This window comes from Leucogemmata humicola (genome assembly GCF_055379415.1).
In genome coordinates, this window is record NZ_AP040875.1 from 4,481,384 (window position 1) to 4,497,906 (window position 16,523).

A 16,523-nucleotide genomic window follows, 5' to 3' on the forward strand; every position below is an offset into this window, starting at 1 on the left:
CCTGTCGGCGGTTCGAACCATCCCGGTAGCCCGCCGACCGAACAAGGTGAGCGCGTCCGAGTTCGCTCACCCGCCAGGCGCTGACCGTTCGTTCGCCGCCTTCGTCGCCGCGCTTCCAAACGTTCTCGTCGCGCGCGATTTCCGCGCTGTCGTCGACGCAATCGCCAACGCTGCGACCCGCAAGCGCGGCGTCGTACTCATGCTCGGCGGCCACGTCGTGAAGACCGGCCTCGCGCCGATCATCATTGATCTCGTGCGTCGCGGCATCGTCACGCACCTCGCGATGAACGGCTCAGCGGCGATTCACGATTACGAAGTCGCGCGCTTTGGTGCGACGTCCGAGGATGTCGCCGCGGGCCTGCGCGATGGCACATTCGGCATGGCGGATGAGACCGGTCGCGAGCTCAATGACGCGTTCACGCGCGGCATGAAAGCCGAACAGGGCATGGGCGAAGCTGTCGGGCGAGCGCTCGACGCGCGGTCGGATCTCGTCAATCCCGAGCTGTCCGTTCTGCTCAACGCCTTTCGACTCGGTGTCGTCGCCACGGTTCACGCGGCGCTTGGAGCTGAGATCATCCATCAGCACCCGGCGGCAAATGGCGCCGCCATCGGCGACACGAGTCACCGCGATTTCCGCCGTCTCGCCGCGTCGCTGCAGGACATCGACGACGGCGGTGTTGTGTTGAACGTCGGCAGCGCCGTGATCATGCCTGAGGTTTTTCTCAAGGCGCTGACGGTCGCGCGCAATCTCAACGACGGCAGCCCACGCAACTTCGTGTCTGTAGATCTCGACATGCAGCGACACTATCGCCCGCGCGTGAATGTCGTGCAGCGCCCCACGCTGGAGAGCGGCAAGGGCTACGAGATCACCGGACACCACGAAATCATGGTGCCGCTACTTGCGTGGGCCGTGGTTGAAAGACTCTCCGCAGTTTAGCGCACAAAAAAAGGCGGGCGCGTGAGCGCCCGCCAGTCCGAATTTCTAGCGCCTAGTACCTAGCGCCTAACACGTAGTACCTAGCGCCCATTTCTCAGACTCCAGACCAGCGCTCCCGAAGCTTCCGCGCCGTATCGGGACTGACGATTCGGATGATGAAGTACAGCACGAGTCCCACCAGCGCGACCTTCAGCGCCACGAAGAACAGCCACAGAAAGATGCCGACGGCAAAGCCGAAGATGCCGAAGATGAACTTGAGTGCGACCAAGCCGAGAACCGCAAACAGGCCGATCGAAAAGATTGTGCGGAGCATTGCCGGTCTCCCAAAAGTCGAAGGTACTTCTCGTAGAAGCGTACGGCGGTCGACAAGTCCTGGTTTCACCGAGTATCGACCGGCAACGGCATGAATTCGCGCTTGCCAGACGCCGTGGTAATCGGCGACGGCGTGATCGGTCTGTCAACTGCGTATGAGCTCGCTAGCGCGAGAATTTCCTGCACGCTCGTCGGCGCCAAGCGCGAAGGCACCGCATCTGGCGCAGCGGCTGGGCTGCTCGCTCCCTCAGTCGGCCAACTGAACGCCGAGGTCGCCCAGTTCTTTCACGCGAGCTTGGATCTCTACCCGCCGTTGATCGACGCACTGCGAGAGTTCGATCCCAAGCTGCAGCTTCTTACTGGCCTGATCGACCTTTCGACCGCGCACAGCGTAAGCGGTTCTACTCTCTCGCCCGGCCTTCTCACGGCGCTCGAACCCGGCATTGGCGCTCGCCCCGGTGCGGTTTTCCACGCGCGCGACGGCGCCATAGACAACGTGCGGCTCGTCGCCGCGCTGCGCCGCGCCGTCGAGCGAGAATCGACCGTTCAGTACATCGAGAACGACGAAGTGGTTCGCGTCGACCTCGAGGCAACACATCCGTCTGTCACGCTCATGAGCGGGCGTATACTCAGCGCCCACTATGTCGTCGTCGCTGCCGGCGCGTGGTCGACGAGGATCGCGGGGCTGCCGCGAGCGATTCCCGTCATCCCGCTTAAGGGCCAGATGCTGTCGCTCGACTCCGACGCCATTCGCCACCCAGTCATGGGCGACGATATCTACCTCGTTCCGCGCGGCAGCGAGATCGCCGTGGGAGCGACCGTCGAGGATGTTGGCTTCGACATCACGACGACGGACGATGCGATCGACGGACTCAGGCGCGCCGCCACTGAACTCGTTCCTGCACTCGAGAGCGCCTCGATCGCCCGGCGCTGGGCCGGGCTCCGACCCGCGACTCCGGATCGGCTCCCCATCATCGGAGCCGACCCTGACCAACCAAGCCTCGTCTACGCCTGCGGCCACTCGAAGAACGGAATCCTGCTCGCGCCAGCGACCGCCAAGGCGGTCGCAGCGGTCGTTCTGGGGGTGGGGCCGGAGTGGGATTTGACGCCGTTTTCTGTCGCCCGTTTCGCGTAGCTTCTGTCTCTCGGATTCGCTAACCCCACAACCGTTTCGTCGCGGGTTATTCGGTCCTACCAGCGCCAATACGACCGGGGTAGATTTCGCGGTCCGTCGGACATAGGGCTTCGCGATGAGCGCCGCTGGTGAGCTCGCAGAAGCGCTTTGCCCGCTATCACTTCGCCGCGAGGCTCATGGGCGATACGCTTTACCAAATAACCGGCCGACACCGCGTAGAACCGCTTCCCGAGCGAAAGCCGGGGTGGTTGAAGGTTCGCGCTCCCGGAGGTCCCAACTACCTTCGGCTCAAGCAGCTGATGCGGGACCTCGATCTCCATACCGTCTGCGAAGAGGCACACTGCCCCAACGTCGGCGAGTGTTGGGAGCATGGCACTGCCACCTTCATGGTGCTCGGCGACGTCTGTACGCGAAACTGCGCGTACTGCGCCGTCGCCCATGGCCGTCCCCCGAAGTACGACATTGAAGAACCCTCGCGCGTGGCATCGGCAATCGCCGAAATGAACCTCCGCCACGCCGTAATCACGTCGGTCGATCGTGACGATCTCCCGGACTTCGGCGCTTACATCTTCGCCGAGACGATTCGTCAGATCAAACAGCGCCTTCCGGACTGTTCAGTCGAAGTCCTCGTTCCCGATTTTCAGGGCAACGAAGACTCGATTCGAACCGTGCTCGAGGCGGGCCCCGACATCTACAATCACAACACCGAAACAGTCCCGCGCCTGTACAAAAAGTGCCGCCCAGGCGGACGCTACGAGCGCGTGATGCAGATCTTTCGGACCGCCAAGCGCATTGCGCCGCACATCCCGACAAAGACCGGCATCATCTTGGGAATGAGTGAGACGCTGGAAGAAGTCGAGATCGTCATGCGCGACCTGCGCGCTGTCGACGTCGACATCCTCACGCTGGGCCAATATCTGCGTCCGTCCGACTCGCACATTCCGATCGATCGCTACGTGACGCCTGACGAATTCCGTCACCTGCGCGACGTGGGAATGGCAATGGGCTTCAAACACGTGGAATCGGGCCCGCTCGTGCGGTCCAGCTACCATGCGTGGGAGCAGGTGGTGGCGGCTGGGGCTGGGCGCTAGACACCAAGCGCTAGAGGTTCGGCAGAACATCGATTTAGAAAACCATAAACCCAAGTCCTTTTTTCTAGCGCCTAGCGCCGAGTGCCTAGCGCTTCCATCGACATGGCTAAAAAGAAACAGGAAGTGTCAAAAAGTTCTGATGCAGAACTAAATCTGTCGCTGCTCCACTCCATGCTTCTCCAGCGCCGCTTCGAAGAGCGTTGCGCCGAGGCGTATGCGTTGGGCAAGATCGGCGGCTTCTGTCACCTGTACATCGGACAGGAAGCGGTGAGCACCGGTTCGCTGTCGATGCTGCGCCCCGACGACTACATCATCACGACGTACCGCGATCACGGCCAAGCACTCGCGCGCGGAATGACGCCGCGCGCCGTGATGTCGGAACTCTTCGGACGCATCGATGGCTGCGCACGCGGCAAGGGCGGCTCGATGCACATGTTCGACAAGAGCCTGAATTTCCTTGGCGGCCACGGCATTGTCGGCGCGCACGTTCCGCTCGGCACGGGTGTCGGTTTCGCGATCAAGTATCGCGGCGGCGATCAGGTCTGTGTCTGCTTCATGGGTGAATCGGTCGTCAACACCGGCGCGTTCCATGAAGCGTTGAACATGGCCGGCTTGTGGAAGCTTCCGGTTGTGTACGTCATCGAGAACAACCGCTACGGCATGGGTACGGCACTCGAGCGGGCGTCGGCAATTCACGACGTGTACGAGCGTGGTGCTGCGTACAACATTGCTCGCGGCCAGTGCGACGGTCAGGATGTCTTTGCTGTTCGCGCGGCGATGGGTGAAGCCATCGAGCGCGCACGCACCGAGTCGCAGCCCACGCTCCTCGAAATTCGCACCTACCGCTTCATGGGACACTCGATGTCCGATGCGGTGAGCGGCACCTATCGCAGCAAGGCCGAGCTCGACGAATACATGAAGCGCGATCCGATCGTGCTGCTCCGCGCGCACATGCACGACGAAGGACAGCTCACGGAAGAAGATCTGCACAAGCTCGACGACGAAATCAAAGCCGTCGTCCAGGACTCGTGGGACTTCGCCGACGCGAGCCCCGAACCGCCGCTGGAAGCGCTGTATGAGGATGTGCTCGTGGATACGACGAGTGATGCTTTGGCAGAGGCTGTGGCGTCCTAGCAGTCATCCTCCGCGCGAAGCGCGAGGATCTACCATGCGTTCATCGAAGCCAGCCACTAACCAATGACACTAGATCCTCCGTTCGCGGAGCGAACGGAGGATGACTACTATGCCAGTAATTACATACAGAGATGCCCTGAACCAGGCGCTGCGCGAAGAGATGCAGCGCGACGACCGCGTGTTCCTCATGGGCGAGGAAGTCGCCGTCTATCAAGGCGCATACAAGGTCTCTAAAGGCCTGCTCCAGGAATTCGGCGAGATGCGTGTCGTCGACACGCCGATCACCGAGCTCGGCTTCGCAGGCGTCGGGGTTGGCGCCGCGATGGTCGGCCTTCGTCCGATCATCGAGTTCATGACCTGGAACTTTGGCATCCTTGCTCTCGACCAGGTGCTCAACTCGGCGGCAAAGCTGCTGTACATGTCGGGCGGACAGTACAACGTGCCGATCGTCTTCCGCGGCCCCAACGGCGCGGCACTACAGCTCTCGGCGCAGCATTCGCAGGCCTTCGAGTCGTGGCTCGCCCACATCCCTGGCCTCAAGGTGGTTACTCCGGGAACGCCGTACGATGCCAAGGGCCTCCTCAAGAGTGCCATTCGCGACGACAATCCGGTGTGCTTCCTCGAAGGCGAGATGCTCTACAACATCAAGGGCGAAGTGCCCGAGGAAGAGTATCTGATCCCGATCGGCAAGGCTGATCTCAAGCGCGAAGGCAGCGACTGTTCGATCATCACGAACGGCAAGATGGCGCTCGTCGCGATGCAGGTGGCGGATCAACTCGCCAAGGACGGCATTCACATCGACGTCGTCGACCTGCGGACCGTTCGCCCTATGGACGTCGAGGCGATCAAAACGTCGGTGGAAAAGACGAACCGCGCCGTCGTGCTCGAAGAAGGCTGGGAAATTTGCGGAATCGGCACGCAGGTCGTGGACTACATCCAGCGCGACTGCTTCGACTCGCTCGACGCGCCGGTCATTCGCGTGCACCAGGCCGACGTTCCAATGCCGTACGCCAAGAATCTCGAGAAGGCAGCAAAGCCTGACGTCGCCAAGACCATCGCGGCCGTCAAGAAAGTCATGTACATCGACTGAGAATAGGGTCTACCGTAATGGCAACTAAGGTGTTCATGGAGGCGCTCTCTCCCACCATGGAAGAGGGGCGTCTCGTCAAATGGCTGAAGAACGAAGGCGACGCCGTAAAGAACGGTGAGCCGATGGCCGAAGTCGAAACCGACAAGGCCATCATGGAGCTCGTCGCGCGCGGCGACGGCATTCTTCGTAAGCGATTGATCGCCGAAGGCGATTCGTCGCCTGTCGGTACGCTCATCGGCGTAATTGCCGCCGCCGACGAAAACATCGATGCGCTGGTTGCCGGCGCCGGCTCAGCAGCGGCAGCCAAGCCGGCCGAGCAGGCGGCGCCGGCCGCAGCTGCTCCGGCGGCAGCGGCTCCCGTTGCCCCTTCAGCTCCCGCCGCGCCGACGCAACCACCCGTCGCACCTGCTGCTGCGCCAGTCGCGGCTGGCAACGGCGGCCCCGTGCGATCTTCGCCGTTGGCTCGCCGGCTCGCGAGCGATCGCGGATTGGACCTCGCCTCGGTACGCGGCTCCGGCCCGGGCGGACGAATCATCAAGCGCGACATTGAATCGGCTGTGAGCGCCCCGGCCGCATCGGTAGCCGCTGCCGCCGCACCGCCGCGCGCAGCAGCTGCAGGCGACTTCGAGGACATCGCGCTCACGCAAATCCGAAAGACGATCGCCAAGCGTCTCTCGGAATCCATCGGGCCGATTCCGACCTTCTACCTCACCGCCGAATTCGACCTCACGCGCGTGACCGAAATGCGCGCCGCGATGCTCGAGATGGGCGACGAGTTCAAGGTGTCGATCAACGACATCCTCATGAAGGCCGTGGCCACGGCGCTCGCGCAGCACCCCGAGGTCAATGCGCACTGGCTCGGCGATCGTATCCGCCAACACCATCGCGTGCACCTCGGTATGGCGGTCGCTACGCCGGACGGCCTGATCGTACCGGTGATCTTCGACGCCGATCAGAAGCGCATGAGCGAGATCTCACGCGAGGCGCGTGAGCTCGCGAAGAAGGCGCGCGAGCGCAAGCTCAAGCCGGAAGAGTACACGGGATCGACGTTCTCGATCTCGAACCTCGGCATGTTTGGGATCGATCAGTTCACGGCGATCATCAACCCGCCCGAGGTTGCCATTCTCGCGATTGGCGCGGCGCAGGACATCGCCGTTCCCACGGGCGATGGCTTCACGGTTCAGAAGCGCGTGCGCGTCACGATGAGTTGCGACCACCGCGCCGTGGACGGTGCGGTGGGTGCGGCATTCCTTCAGACGTTACGGCGGTTGATTGAAAACCCTCTGATGCTCGTTTTCTAACGACTCAGGGGGGCGAAGGCACGGACGGAAACAAGGGCTTCCGCGGATCGCGCGTCCACACGACGATCGCTCCGCAGATGCCCTTTCCGTTTTTATCCAGCTCGGGAGGAACTTCCGAGATTCCGACGTACACCTCGAGCGCTTCGATGTCGTCGGCGGAGAAATCGTCGAGCATTCCACTATACGGCATGCCATGGACGAACATCGTCGGCACGCACGCTCGCGTGCCGGCGCCCCGCGTCATGATCACCTGATTGCTGCCTCCACTTCGCGTCGAGGCGAGCCGGACGCCAGGCACGGCTCGAACGATGTCCGTTCCAGTCCGTGCGCCTTTTCGCTCGATGTCGGTGCGTGTGATGAACGTGCCACGCGAGCCACTGCGGCGCCGTTCGAACTGATCGAGCCAGTGCGTCTTGAGCGCCGTATCGGCAATGGCGACCGTCGGCAATCCGAGCGCACTTGGCGTGAGCGCCAGCGTGGCACGATGCGTTTTTCCTGCCTTGAGCACCGCCGTGAAGCTGGCGGGCTCGAAGCCCAGACGACGCACGTTGAACACGCGCGTTCCCGAGGGAATGCCGGGAAAGCGGAAGTCTCCGCTATCGCCGGTGACGACGTGCAACTTGTCGTCGAACTGGTGCAGTGAAATCTCGGCGCCAGCCAGGCCGACGCCAGCGGGGTCGGTGACGCGGCCAATGAGGACAGCCGGCAGCGAATCGCGCTTGGCGCCCGTGTCAGCCTGCTCGGCGCCAAGTCGGAGAGCTACCAGCACCGCAAAGGCCAGGCACCACGCGAGGGTGGGGGTTCGGCGTGTGACCATGCGCTCAACCTTATGGCTCGGGGGGAAATCCGGCAACAACGAGGTGACGAACCGCGGTAGCGCCCTACTTCAAAAACCCCGTATCTTTCGACGTTGTCACAAGAGTTTCGGACTCACGTCCGACACCCTCTCCTCCGCACTCTCCGATCCCTCAAGAGTTTATGGCTTCCTTTGACGTCATCTTCATTGGCGGCGGCCCCGCCGGTTATGTCGGCGCGATCCGTTGCGCCCAGCTGGGGCTAACCGTCGCCGTCGTTGAGCGCGAAGGGCTCGGCGGCACCTGCGTTCTATGGGGCTGCATCCCTGCCAAGGCACTCCTCGAGTCTGCCGCGATCGCCAACCGCTCGCGCCACGCCGCCGAGTTCGGCGTGAACCTCGGCGAAGTGAAGACCGACTACGGCGTCGCCATGAAGCGCTCGCGCGCCGTGAGTACACAGAACTCGAAAGGCGTGGAGTTTCTCTTCAAGAAGAACAAGATCACGTACATCAAGGGCACCGCGAAGCTCGCCGGAAAGAACAGCGTGTCCGTGAAGACCGCCGACGGGAAGGACGAGAAGCACGACGCAAAGAAAGCCGTCGTGATCTCAACCGGTTCCCGCGTAAAGGGCCTGCCGCAGGTCGGCCTCGAGTTGAACAAGACGACGATCATCTCCTCCGACGAGGCGCTCATCCTCGAGAAGACGCCCGCGTCGATCGTCATTGTTGGCGCCGGCGCGGTGGGCTGCGAATTCGCGGACGTGTTCAACGCGTTCGGCTCGCAGGTCACGCTGATCGACGTCGCTCCGACGATTCTTCCGCTCGAAGATCAGGATGCATCGAAGGAAGTCGAGCGTTCGTTCAAAAAGCGCGGCATCACCGTGCTCACGGGCGCCAAGATCTCCAACGTGAAGGCTGCGAAGGATTCCGTCTCGATGACGGTCGACGCTGGTGGCGAGAAGAAGGATCTCAAGGCGGACATCGTTCTCGTTGCCGCTGGCCGCGCCGCGAACATCGAAGACATCGGCCTCAAGGAGAACGGCGTTCAGCTCACCGAGCGCGGATTCATCAAGATCAACGATCACATGGAGACGTCCACCAAGGGCATCTACGCGATCGGAGACGTGGCTGGCCCGCCGATGCTCGCGCACAAGGGCGAGCGCGAAGGCGTGGTGCTCGCGGAGTTTCTCGCCGGCAAGGGCGGCCACGGAATGGATTACGCCAACATTCCGAACGCCACCTACTGCCACCCGGAAGTCGCATCGATCGGCCTGACCGAAGCGCAGTGCAAAGAGAAGAAGCTCGATTACAAAGTTGGAAAGTTCCCCTTCTCTGCCAATGGCCGCGCACGCACGTCGGGTGAAACCGAAGGCTTCGTGAAAATCATTCGTGACGCGAAGTACGGTGAGATTCTCGGAGCGCACATCGTTGGCGCGCACGCCACTGAATTGATCCATGAGCTCGTGGTCGCCCGCACGAACGAGTTCACGGTCGAGGAAGTCGATCTCGCGATTCACGCGCACCCCACGCTCTCCGAAGCGATCGCCGAAGCGGCGCTCGATTCGTTGGGCAAGATGATTCACGCGTAACAGGTCACTGGTCTCTGGTCTGAGATCTCAGGGGTCGAATTCCGAGATCTTCGTTTCTTCCCTCGGACCAGTGACCTGAGACCAGTGACCTCTCCAGGTATGTCAGAGCTGTGGATTGATCGTCTCGGCGTGATGCCGTACGCCGAGGCGCTGGAGTTTCAGCGACAGGTAGCGCGCGCGCGGATTTCTGGCGCGATCGAGGAGGACGTTCTTCTTCTCGTCGAACACCCGCCAGTCGTGACCCTCGGCCGGTCGGCCAAGGAGAAGAACCTACTCGTGTCGCCGCAGTTGCTTGCGGCGCGCGGCGTAGAGCTCTTCGAGGTAGAGCGTGGCGGGGACGTCACGTTCCATGGGCCCGGCCAGCTGGTCGGGTACCCCATCATCGATCTCAAACGCCACAAGCGTGACCTGCACTGGTACCTTCGCCAAGTCGAAGGTGCGCTCATCGAGGCACTCGGCGAGCTTGGGATCGCCGCAGAACGCAGCGCAGGGTTCACCGGAGTCTGGACCCAGGGGCGCAAGATTGCGTCGATTGGCGTGCACGCGCGCGACTGGGTGACGTGGCATGGCTTCGCGCTCAACGTGTCGACAGATCTCAGCTACTTCGACGTCATGGTTCCGTGCGGGATCAAGGCGGTGACCATGACCTCCGTCGCGCGGGAATTGGGCCCAGGAGCCCCTGGGATCGATCAGGTTGGCGACGTGGTGGCCGAGGCATTCGCTCGAACATTCGGGCTGCAGACGCGGCCTGTGGCGGCTGAATTCGTGGCGTCGCGACTGCTACCTGCTAGCGCCTGACGGGTAGTTCCGTCACAGCGCATCCCGCAACAATTCGCTAATTTGCGGTGTTGTAGCTTGGCAGTTAACGCCCCCACAATAGCCCACAGGAGAACAGATGCGGACTCTTTTTGTCAGACGCAGGTTGTTGGCCTTTGCAACGCTCACTGCAGCTACTGCCCTCGTGGCGTGTGGCGAGGACAAGCGCGTCAAGGAGCTGAACACGGGCATCACCCGTGACTCGGCCGTGGGCGTCATTTCGCAGGGTCTCAAGCCGGGAACGGCGAGCGATTCCTTCCCGAACGTCTACACGCGCGAGCGCTTCCTCATCGCAGGCAAGACGGTCGAGGTCATGTACTTCACGCCGAACAACGAGAAGGCGGCGAAGCAGTCGGTACCGATGAGCAAGTTGACGCCATTGGTGTTCGTCGAGAACCAGTTGGTCGGAAAGGGTTGGGCCGCCTGGGATAGTATCTCGAAGGCGAACAACATTCCGCTGAAGGACCGCAGCAAGTAGTCCGTAGGCAAGTAGGAGAGCAAAGAGGCGCCCGAAATCGGGCGCCTCTTTTTTGTCGTCGAACACACATCCGAAAAAGGAAAGGGCCCCGTCTTTCGACGGAGCCCAATCCTCTCAAACCAAAGCCGTAAAGAAGATTACGGGATCAGCGTGATGTTCGCGTTGGCCGGCGTTACGAGCGCATCGCCCGCAGCGTTCGAACCGATCGCGATAACGTTCTTGACGCCCAAGCCGAGCGAAGCCGGCGGATCCCAGCTCGGGAAGCTCCACGTGAAGGCACGCGTTCCCGCGACTGCGTCATCCGTGACTGCCGACGCGGTGCTCGTACCGATGAACACCCACTCGGTCGTCGTCGCGTTGTAGTAGTAGAACTGGACCTGCGTGAAGGGCAGCTGGAACGTGCTGAGCGAACCCTTCGCCTGCGCGGTCAACGTGATCGTGGTCGGCGTTGCGCTCGAGACGCAAGCCGTGGCCGGAGCAACGATGTTACAGATGCTCGTCGCCGCGTTGCTGACCGTGAAGCCCGAGCCAGCCGGCGGAGCCGGGACAGCCGAGCCACCGAAGCCCGCCAACGTCGCCCAGTTCTGGGCGGCCGGAGCGGTCTGCGGAACGTTCGCGATGCCGATGGCCACAGCGCCCGACGAGGCCGTGTTGCCGGCAGCGTCAGAAGCACGGACCGTGATGCTGCTCGGCTGGTTGGCACCCGCCACGAGCGCAACCGGGACGCCAGCGGCGTCGGTCGCCTGGATGTTACGGAGGAACAGCGGGACCGTCGCGCTGAACGACGAAGCCGTCGTCAGGACGTTGTCGAACGCAACGCCGAGTGCAGGACCCGGGGTGCGGAATGCGAGGGGGTTAACCGCCGCACCAGCAACGTTCGTCGCGTACGCGAGCGTGAAGTTCGAGCTGACGAGATCGAGGTTGTCGCTGGCGCTCGTGGCGAAGCTCGCCGTGGTGCCACCGATGATCGTAGCCGGAACCGAGATACCACCGACGACCGGGGCCGTCACGTCGACAACCGCCGAGCGGGTGAGCGTCGGGGCGTTGTTCTGCGCCTGATCGCGAACCGTCGTCGTGTACGTGTAGTAGCCTTCGGTGTTCGTTGCGTTCGGGTTCGGGTCGACTGCTGCACCGACCGTCGCCGCGCCCGTGCCGTTCACCGGGATCGTCGTTGCCTTGTTCGCCGTGTTGGCGCAAACGTTCGAGCTGTTGAGCGAGCCGATGACGCAGGTGTGCGCGGCATCGATGCCCGGGTAGTTACGAACGATGAGCGTACGAGCCGGGGTCGGCGTGAAGCCCGAACCCGTGTCCGAGATGACGAGCTGCCAGCTCGGGATCGCCGGAGCGGCAATGTTCACCGCAACCAGGTCAGCCGCGCTGCCGCCAGCCACATCGTTGAAGCTCGCCTGCGGAACCGTCTTGTCGACGCCGAAGGTAGCCTGGCCACCGCCGACACCGTTGAGGTCCGTGCAGCGGATGTTGCCGAGCTTGTCGGTCTCAGTCACACGAACCTTGTAGGTCGTGTTCACGAGCGTCGCGGCAAGGTCGCCGGCCGTCGTGATGGGCGTCAGGCCCGTCGTCGCGCAATCGGAAGCGCCCGTGCTCGTCGCTGCAGCAGCGGCACCGCCAACGTTCGTGTACGACGCAGCCGGAGCCGCAAAGTACGTGTAGGTCAGGCCCGAGCCGGAAACGAGACCGGTCGTGCCGCTGATGCCAGCCGTCGAGCCGCCCGTCGGGTTCGGCGCACCGCCGAGACCAACGTAGAGGCCAGGCGTGCCCTTGCCATTGCCGTTCGAGACGCCAAGATCGCCGCCCGTCGCATAACCAGCCGCCGAACCGGTGAACGTGTACGCAGCGTTGACCCAACCAGCCTGACCGGTCGTGTTGGCCGGCGGAACCGGCGAACCCGGGATCGTGAAGACCGTCGGGGCAGCAGCGGCCGTGTTATCGATACGGACATCGCTCGCCGACGTGGCATTGAGCTGATTGAGCGCGAGGTCCGCACCCGTGTTGTCGATCACGAGGACCGTCGGGCGAATGCCCACCGGGAACCCGTTGACGTCATAACCAGCGATGAGCGACAGGCCCGTGATGCGTGAGCCGGAGGTTGCCGTACCAGACCACGTGGCCGTCGTAGCGCCCGTGGTGACCGCCGCGATCGTCTGCGACGAGTTCGTCGAGCCCGGAACCGTGATCGTCACCGTGGCCGGGGTGCGGCCGCTGTAAAGAACCGGCAGCGCGCTGACCGTCAGCGAGCCAGCCTTCCACGGAAGACCGTTGATGTCGTTCGCCGAAGCGCCCGACATGGCCGACGTCACGATGACGCCGTCCGTGTTGTTCAGCGTCAGCTGCGCCGAGTTCGTGGCGCTCTGCGTGCCCGATGCCGTCGTGGCCGAAGCCGCGATCGTGCAAGCACCGTTGTTGAGCGCCGGAACGCCAGTCGTGGCGTTGAACGCCGCCGTGTTGAAGCTGAGCGTGATCGGAACAGCCGAAGCCTCGGCCGCAACCGGCGCCAGGTTCGAAACCGTCTGCGACGACGTAACCGACTTCGTGCCGCAGGTCATCGTCGCCTGCACCGTCTTCAGCGTCTGGCCGTTCGGCTCGACGTTGAGAACGACATCAAGCTGGCCCTTGGCGTTCGTAAGATCCGCCGGGACCGACGTGGCGCCGTTGTTCTGGTTGATCGACGAGATCGTAACGGTCGGAGCGCCAGAGTTCGCGCCGGTCACCGTCACTGCAGCCGCACCCTTCACGTTGGCATCAGCCGCCGACGTCGCAATGATCGTCGCCGTACCGGTCTTGACGCCCGTCACAACACCAGCCGCGCTGACGGAAGCAACCGTCGCGTCGCTGGACGTCCACGTCACCGTACGAACCGTGACACCCGCGCCAGCGTCAACCGACGCGGCCAACGTGATCGTCGAACCAACTGCGACCGAAGCCGCCGCCGGCGAAACCGTCACGCTGTGTACAATGTTATCCGTTGGCGGATTTACTGCCGGGGGAATCGTGACCTTGTCGCCGCAAGCCGTAAGGCCCGCCGCGAAGGTCAGGAGACCCACCAAAGAAAGACGAACTACGCGTTGCATCTTACCCCCTTGGTAGTGATGCGAGGTGAAAACAGAAACTTCCTACCTGCGAGAAACCACTAAAACACCTTCACCAACTGCCACGACTTCAGTTGCAACGACTGCTCGAGTACCGCAGAACGTTTCGGAGAACCGTGACCATTCTCCACATTCGTTACCGAATACCGCTCATACCGGAAACGACCCAAGGTACAGCTTGGGTGCAATGGGGTCAAGGCGACCCCCACCGGAGTTTCCGATTAGGCGTTCTAATTTTTCAGTTGCGTCATCAACAGGTGAACGACAACACCAGTCATTCGGTCACCCTACCACGTCATGCTCCACGCGGGCGCCCCTGCACTTCTCTTTGCGGCGGGAACAACCTAGCGCCCACAGACTGCCTCTACAGTGAGAGAGGTCACGCGTACCGCGTGTGAATTCTACTCACCCCAGCACCAAAACGGCACGACTACAGTTTTCTCACCCATCACGTCCAGGCTTCGTCACCGGAGAGCGGGCGGACAACGGGGATAAGACGCCGCACCCAATCGGACGTAACAGCCGGGTGCTCCACCATCCACTCGGCAACCTATTCCCCCCGAAATTCCCCCGAACCTATATTGCGCGCCATGACCGTCGAGCCCCGCCTCTACCCGGCGCGCGAGCGGACGATCGCCGGCCCCGCCCGCGATCTCTCCTCAGAGCTGAATCACGAGCAAGCCGCTGCCGCCACGCACGGCGACGGACCCCTGCTCATCATCGCCGGCGCCGGCACCGGGAAAACTCGCACGCTCGTCTATAGAGTCGCCCACCTCCTCGAGCAAGGCGTCTCCCCCGAACGCATTCTCCTCCTCACCTTCACCCGCCGCTCCGCCCAGGAAATGCTCGGCCGCGCCGAACGACTGGTCGGCTCCGTGTCGCGCAGCGTGCAGGGAGGGACGTTCCACGCCACCGGGCACAAACTCCTTCGACAGTTTGGCCCCGAAGCAGGTCTGGCGCGCGACTTCTCCATCATGGACCAGGGCGACGCCGAAGACCTGATGCAGCTCGCGCGCGGTAATCTGGGCTTCGGCCGCCAGGAAAAGCGTTTCCCAAAGAAGGAGACGCTGCACTACATCTACTCGCGCCATCTCAACATCGAGCGGCCGGTCGACGAGATCCTCGAGCGCGACTATCCGCAGTTTAAAGAATTCTCGAACGAGATCATTCGGATCTTCGCCGAGTACGTGAGCCGGAAGTCGGAGCGCAATCTCGTCGACTACGACGACCTCCTGCTCTTCTGGGCGCTGATGCTCGAGCAGTCAACATCGCTGGCCGATCGCATCGCCGGCCTGTACGACCACATTCTCGTCGACGAATACCAGGACACCAATCTGCTGCAAGCCCGCGTGCTGCGCGGCATGTGTCGCCAGCACCGGAACATCACGGTCGTCGGCGACGACGCGCAGAGCATCTATTCGTTCCGCGGCGCGCACTTCCGCAACATTCTCGACTTTCCAAAACAGTTCCAATGCGACGCGATCGTCGCGTTGCAGCAGAACTACCGCTCCACGCAGCCGATCCTCGACGTTACGAATACGCTCATCTCGCGCGCACTCGAGCGCTTCACGAAGGAACTGTGGTCGATGCGCGCCGGCGCCGAGGCGCCATGGCTTGTCACCGCGCGCGATGAGCAGCAACAAACACGGTTCGTCGTCGACCGCATTCTCGAACTGCACGAAGAAGGCACGCCGCTCGCCGAGATTGCCGTGCTGGTGCGTGCGGGATACATGTCGGCCGACCTCGAGATCGAGCTGACGAATCGCAAGATCCCGTTCGAGAAGTGGGGAGGCATCAAATTCCTCGAAGCCGCGCACGTCAAGGACGTGCTGGCGTTTCTGCGCGTATTAGAGAATCCTCGCGACGAAGTGAGCTGGTACCGCATCCTCATGCTCCTGCCGGGGATCGGCGACGTCACCGCGCGCGCGATCATGGAGACGATGGCCGAGCAAGCCTGGGATCCGGAAGCGTTCGCGAACTTCACGCCTCCGGCGCGTGCGCGTGACGCACACCGCGATCTCGCGGCGCTGCTCCGTCGCCTCCGCAAAGCACGAACGAATGACGAGGGCAGCGTCGGCGAAGACATCGACGAAATCCGAACGCTGTACGATCCCGTGCTCGCCGAACGCTACGATCACGGCGAGCCGCGCACGGCCGATCTCGATCAACTGCGTGTCATTGCCGCCGGCTATCCGAATCGCGGTGCGTTCCTCGCCGCGCTCGCGCTCGAGCCGCCCGCAAACACACAGGATCTATCGGCGGGCAGTGAATCGGAGGAGGACGCACTCGTCATCAGCACGGTGCACAGCGCGAAGGGTAAGGAATGGGACGCCGTGTTCGTACTGTGGGCGGTCGACGGATGGTTCCCGTCGTCGCGTTCGTTGAACGATGAAGACCAACTCGAAGAAGAACGACGTCTGATGTACGTCGCGATGACGCGCGCGCGAAATCACCTCGCCGTGACGTACCCGTTGAACGTCTACGCCACGCGTCGTGGGTCCGACTATTCGATCGATCAGCTGTCGCGCTTTCTCGATCAGGGAGTCCGCGCGAAAATGCAGCGTGTCGTTCCGAAAGACGCCAACCCGGTGCCTGGCGCACCCATCGAACCCGAGTTGCCACAGCACGAACCGGCGATCGACCTCCGGGCGCTGCTGAAAGGAAGATTCTCCGCGCCGCCGGGATGACTTGGGCAAGGACCTAGGGTCTTCGCGCGTTGGCGGGCGTCACGATGGCGAGG

Annotated in this window: 13 protein-coding genes; 10 read left to right on the plus strand and 3 right to left on the minus strand. The window is 62.7% G+C overall.

Annotated features, from left to right (window positions below; translation table 11 throughout):
- Position 1 precedes the first annotated feature (1 nt).
- Positions 2 to 937, plus strand: coding sequence for a GSU2086 family protein (locus AC6H4Z_RS19170; protein ID WP_497547067.1), 936 nt, complete (start codon positions 2 to 4; stop codon positions 935 to 937).
- Positions 938 to 1,031: 94 nt separating this feature from the next.
- Here AC6H4Z_RS19170 and AC6H4Z_RS19175 read toward each other — a convergent pair whose 3' ends face one another.
- Positions 1,032 to 1,250 (minus strand): hypothetical protein, encoded by a 219-nt coding sequence (locus AC6H4Z_RS19175; RefSeq protein ID WP_497543570.1) that lies wholly within the window; start codon positions 1,248 to 1,250, stop codon positions 1,032 to 1,034.
- A 90-nt stretch (positions 1,251 to 1,340) separates the two neighbouring features.
- Here AC6H4Z_RS19175 and AC6H4Z_RS19180 point away from each other — a divergent pair, with 90 nt between their 5' ends.
- The 5 genes from AC6H4Z_RS19180 (at position 1,341) to AC6H4Z_RS19200 (ending at position 7,000) form a co-directional block, all read left to right on the plus strand.
- Positions 1,341 to 2,384, plus strand: a complete 1,044-nt coding sequence (locus tag AC6H4Z_RS19180) for an NAD(P)/FAD-dependent oxidoreductase (RefSeq protein WP_497543571.1) — start codon at positions 1,341 to 1,343, stop codon at positions 2,382 to 2,384.
- 128 nt (positions 2,385 to 2,512) lie between these two features.
- A complete protein-coding gene (lipA, locus tag AC6H4Z_RS19185; RefSeq protein ID WP_497543572.1) occupies positions 2,513 to 3,475 on the plus strand; it encodes a lipoyl synthase in 963 nt (320 codons plus the stop codon).
- 102 nt (positions 3,476 to 3,577) lie between these two features.
- The gene (pdhA, locus tag AC6H4Z_RS19190) at positions 3,578 to 4,609 is read left to right on the plus strand and encodes a pyruvate dehydrogenase (acetyl-transferring) E1 component subunit alpha (protein WP_497543573.1); all 1,032 of its coding nucleotides are present in this window, start codon (positions 3,578 to 3,580) and stop codon (positions 4,607 to 4,609) included.
- Positions 4,610 to 4,709: 100 nt separating this feature from the next.
- The gene (locus tag AC6H4Z_RS19195; RefSeq protein WP_497543574.1) at positions 4,710 to 5,699 is read left to right on the plus strand and encodes a pyruvate dehydrogenase complex E1 component subunit beta; all 990 of its coding nucleotides are present in this window, start codon (positions 4,710 to 4,712) and stop codon (positions 5,697 to 5,699) included.
- Between the two features lie 17 nt (positions 5,700 to 5,716).
- A complete protein-coding gene (locus tag AC6H4Z_RS19200; RefSeq protein ID WP_497543575.1) occupies positions 5,717 to 7,000 on the plus strand; it encodes a pyruvate dehydrogenase complex dihydrolipoamide acetyltransferase in 1,284 nt (427 codons plus the stop codon).
- A gap of 4 nt (positions 7,001 to 7,004) precedes the next feature.
- Here AC6H4Z_RS19200 and AC6H4Z_RS19205 read toward each other — a convergent pair whose 3' ends face one another.
- Positions 7,005 to 7,817 carry a carboxypeptidase-like regulatory domain-containing protein gene (locus tag AC6H4Z_RS19205; protein ID WP_497543576.1) on the minus strand — a complete coding sequence of 271 codons (813 nt, stop codon included), beginning with the start codon at positions 7,815 to 7,817 and terminating at the stop codon, positions 7,005 to 7,007.
- A gap of 161 nt (positions 7,818 to 7,978) precedes the next feature.
- Between AC6H4Z_RS19205 and lpdA the strand changes: the two genes are divergently transcribed.
- The 3 genes from lpdA (at position 7,979) to AC6H4Z_RS19220 (ending at position 10,676) form a co-directional block, all read left to right on the plus strand.
- Positions 7,979 to 9,382, plus strand: a complete 1,404-nt coding sequence (gene lpdA / locus AC6H4Z_RS19210; protein ID WP_497543577.1) for a dihydrolipoyl dehydrogenase — start codon at positions 7,979 to 7,981, stop codon at positions 9,380 to 9,382.
- 84 nt (positions 9,383 to 9,466) lie between these two features.
- Positions 9,467 to 10,180 (plus strand): lipoyl(octanoyl) transferase LipB, encoded by a 714-nt coding sequence (gene lipB, locus AC6H4Z_RS19215; RefSeq protein ID WP_497543578.1) that lies wholly within the window; start codon positions 9,467 to 9,469, stop codon positions 10,178 to 10,180.
- Positions 10,181 to 10,277: 97 nt separating this feature from the next.
- On the plus strand, positions 10,278 to 10,676 hold the full coding sequence (locus AC6H4Z_RS19220) for a hypothetical protein (RefSeq protein WP_497543579.1): 399 nt from the start codon (positions 10,278 to 10,280) through the stop codon (positions 10,674 to 10,676).
- Between the two features lie 137 nt (positions 10,677 to 10,813).
- Here the strand turns inward: AC6H4Z_RS19220 and AC6H4Z_RS19225 are convergent, their stop codons facing one another.
- Positions 10,814 to 13,639: a beta strand repeat-containing protein gene (locus AC6H4Z_RS19225; RefSeq protein ID WP_497543580.1), complete on the minus strand. Its 2,826-nt coding sequence runs from the start codon at positions 13,637 to 13,639 to the stop codon at positions 10,814 to 10,816.
- A gap of 734 nt (positions 13,640 to 14,373) precedes the next feature.
- Between AC6H4Z_RS19225 and AC6H4Z_RS19230 the strand changes: the two genes are divergently transcribed.
- Positions 14,374 to 16,470 carry an ATP-dependent helicase gene (locus AC6H4Z_RS19230; protein ID WP_497543581.1) on the plus strand — a complete coding sequence of 699 codons (2,097 nt, stop codon included), beginning with the start codon at positions 14,374 to 14,376 and terminating at the stop codon, positions 16,468 to 16,470.
- Positions 16,471 to 16,523 lie beyond the last annotated feature (53 nt).

Coding starts and splice junctions, on each gene's coding strand:
- AC6H4Z_RS19175 (WP_497543570.1), bottom strand. CDS start 1,250: ATGCTCCGCACAATCTTTTCGATCGGCCTGTTTGCGGTTCTCGGCTTG.
- AC6H4Z_RS19180 (WP_497543571.1), top strand. CDS start 1,341: ATGAATTCGCGCTTGCCAGACGCCGTGGTAATCGGCGACGGCGTGATC.
- pdhA (WP_497543573.1), top strand. CDS start 3,578: ATGGCTAAAAAGAAACAGGAAGTGTCAAAAAGTTCTGATGCAGAACTA.
- AC6H4Z_RS19195 (WP_497543574.1), top strand. CDS start 4,710: ATGACTACTATGCCAGTAATTACATACAGAGATGCCCTGAACCAGGCG.
- AC6H4Z_RS19200 (WP_497543575.1), top strand. CDS start 5,717: ATGGCAACTAAGGTGTTCATGGAGGCGCTCTCTCCCACCATGGAAGAG.
- AC6H4Z_RS19205 (WP_497543576.1), bottom strand. CDS start 7,817: ATGGTCACACGCCGAACCCCCACCCTCGCGTGGTGCCTGGCCTTTGCG.
- lpdA (WP_497543577.1), top strand. CDS start 7,979: ATGGCTTCCTTTGACGTCATCTTCATTGGCGGCGGCCCCGCCGGTTAT.
- AC6H4Z_RS19220 (WP_497543579.1), top strand. CDS start 10,278: ATGCGGACTCTTTTTGTCAGACGCAGGTTGTTGGCCTTTGCAACGCTC.
- AC6H4Z_RS19230 (WP_497543581.1), top strand. CDS start 14,374: ATGACCGTCGAGCCCCGCCTCTACCCGGCGCGCGAGCGGACGATCGCC.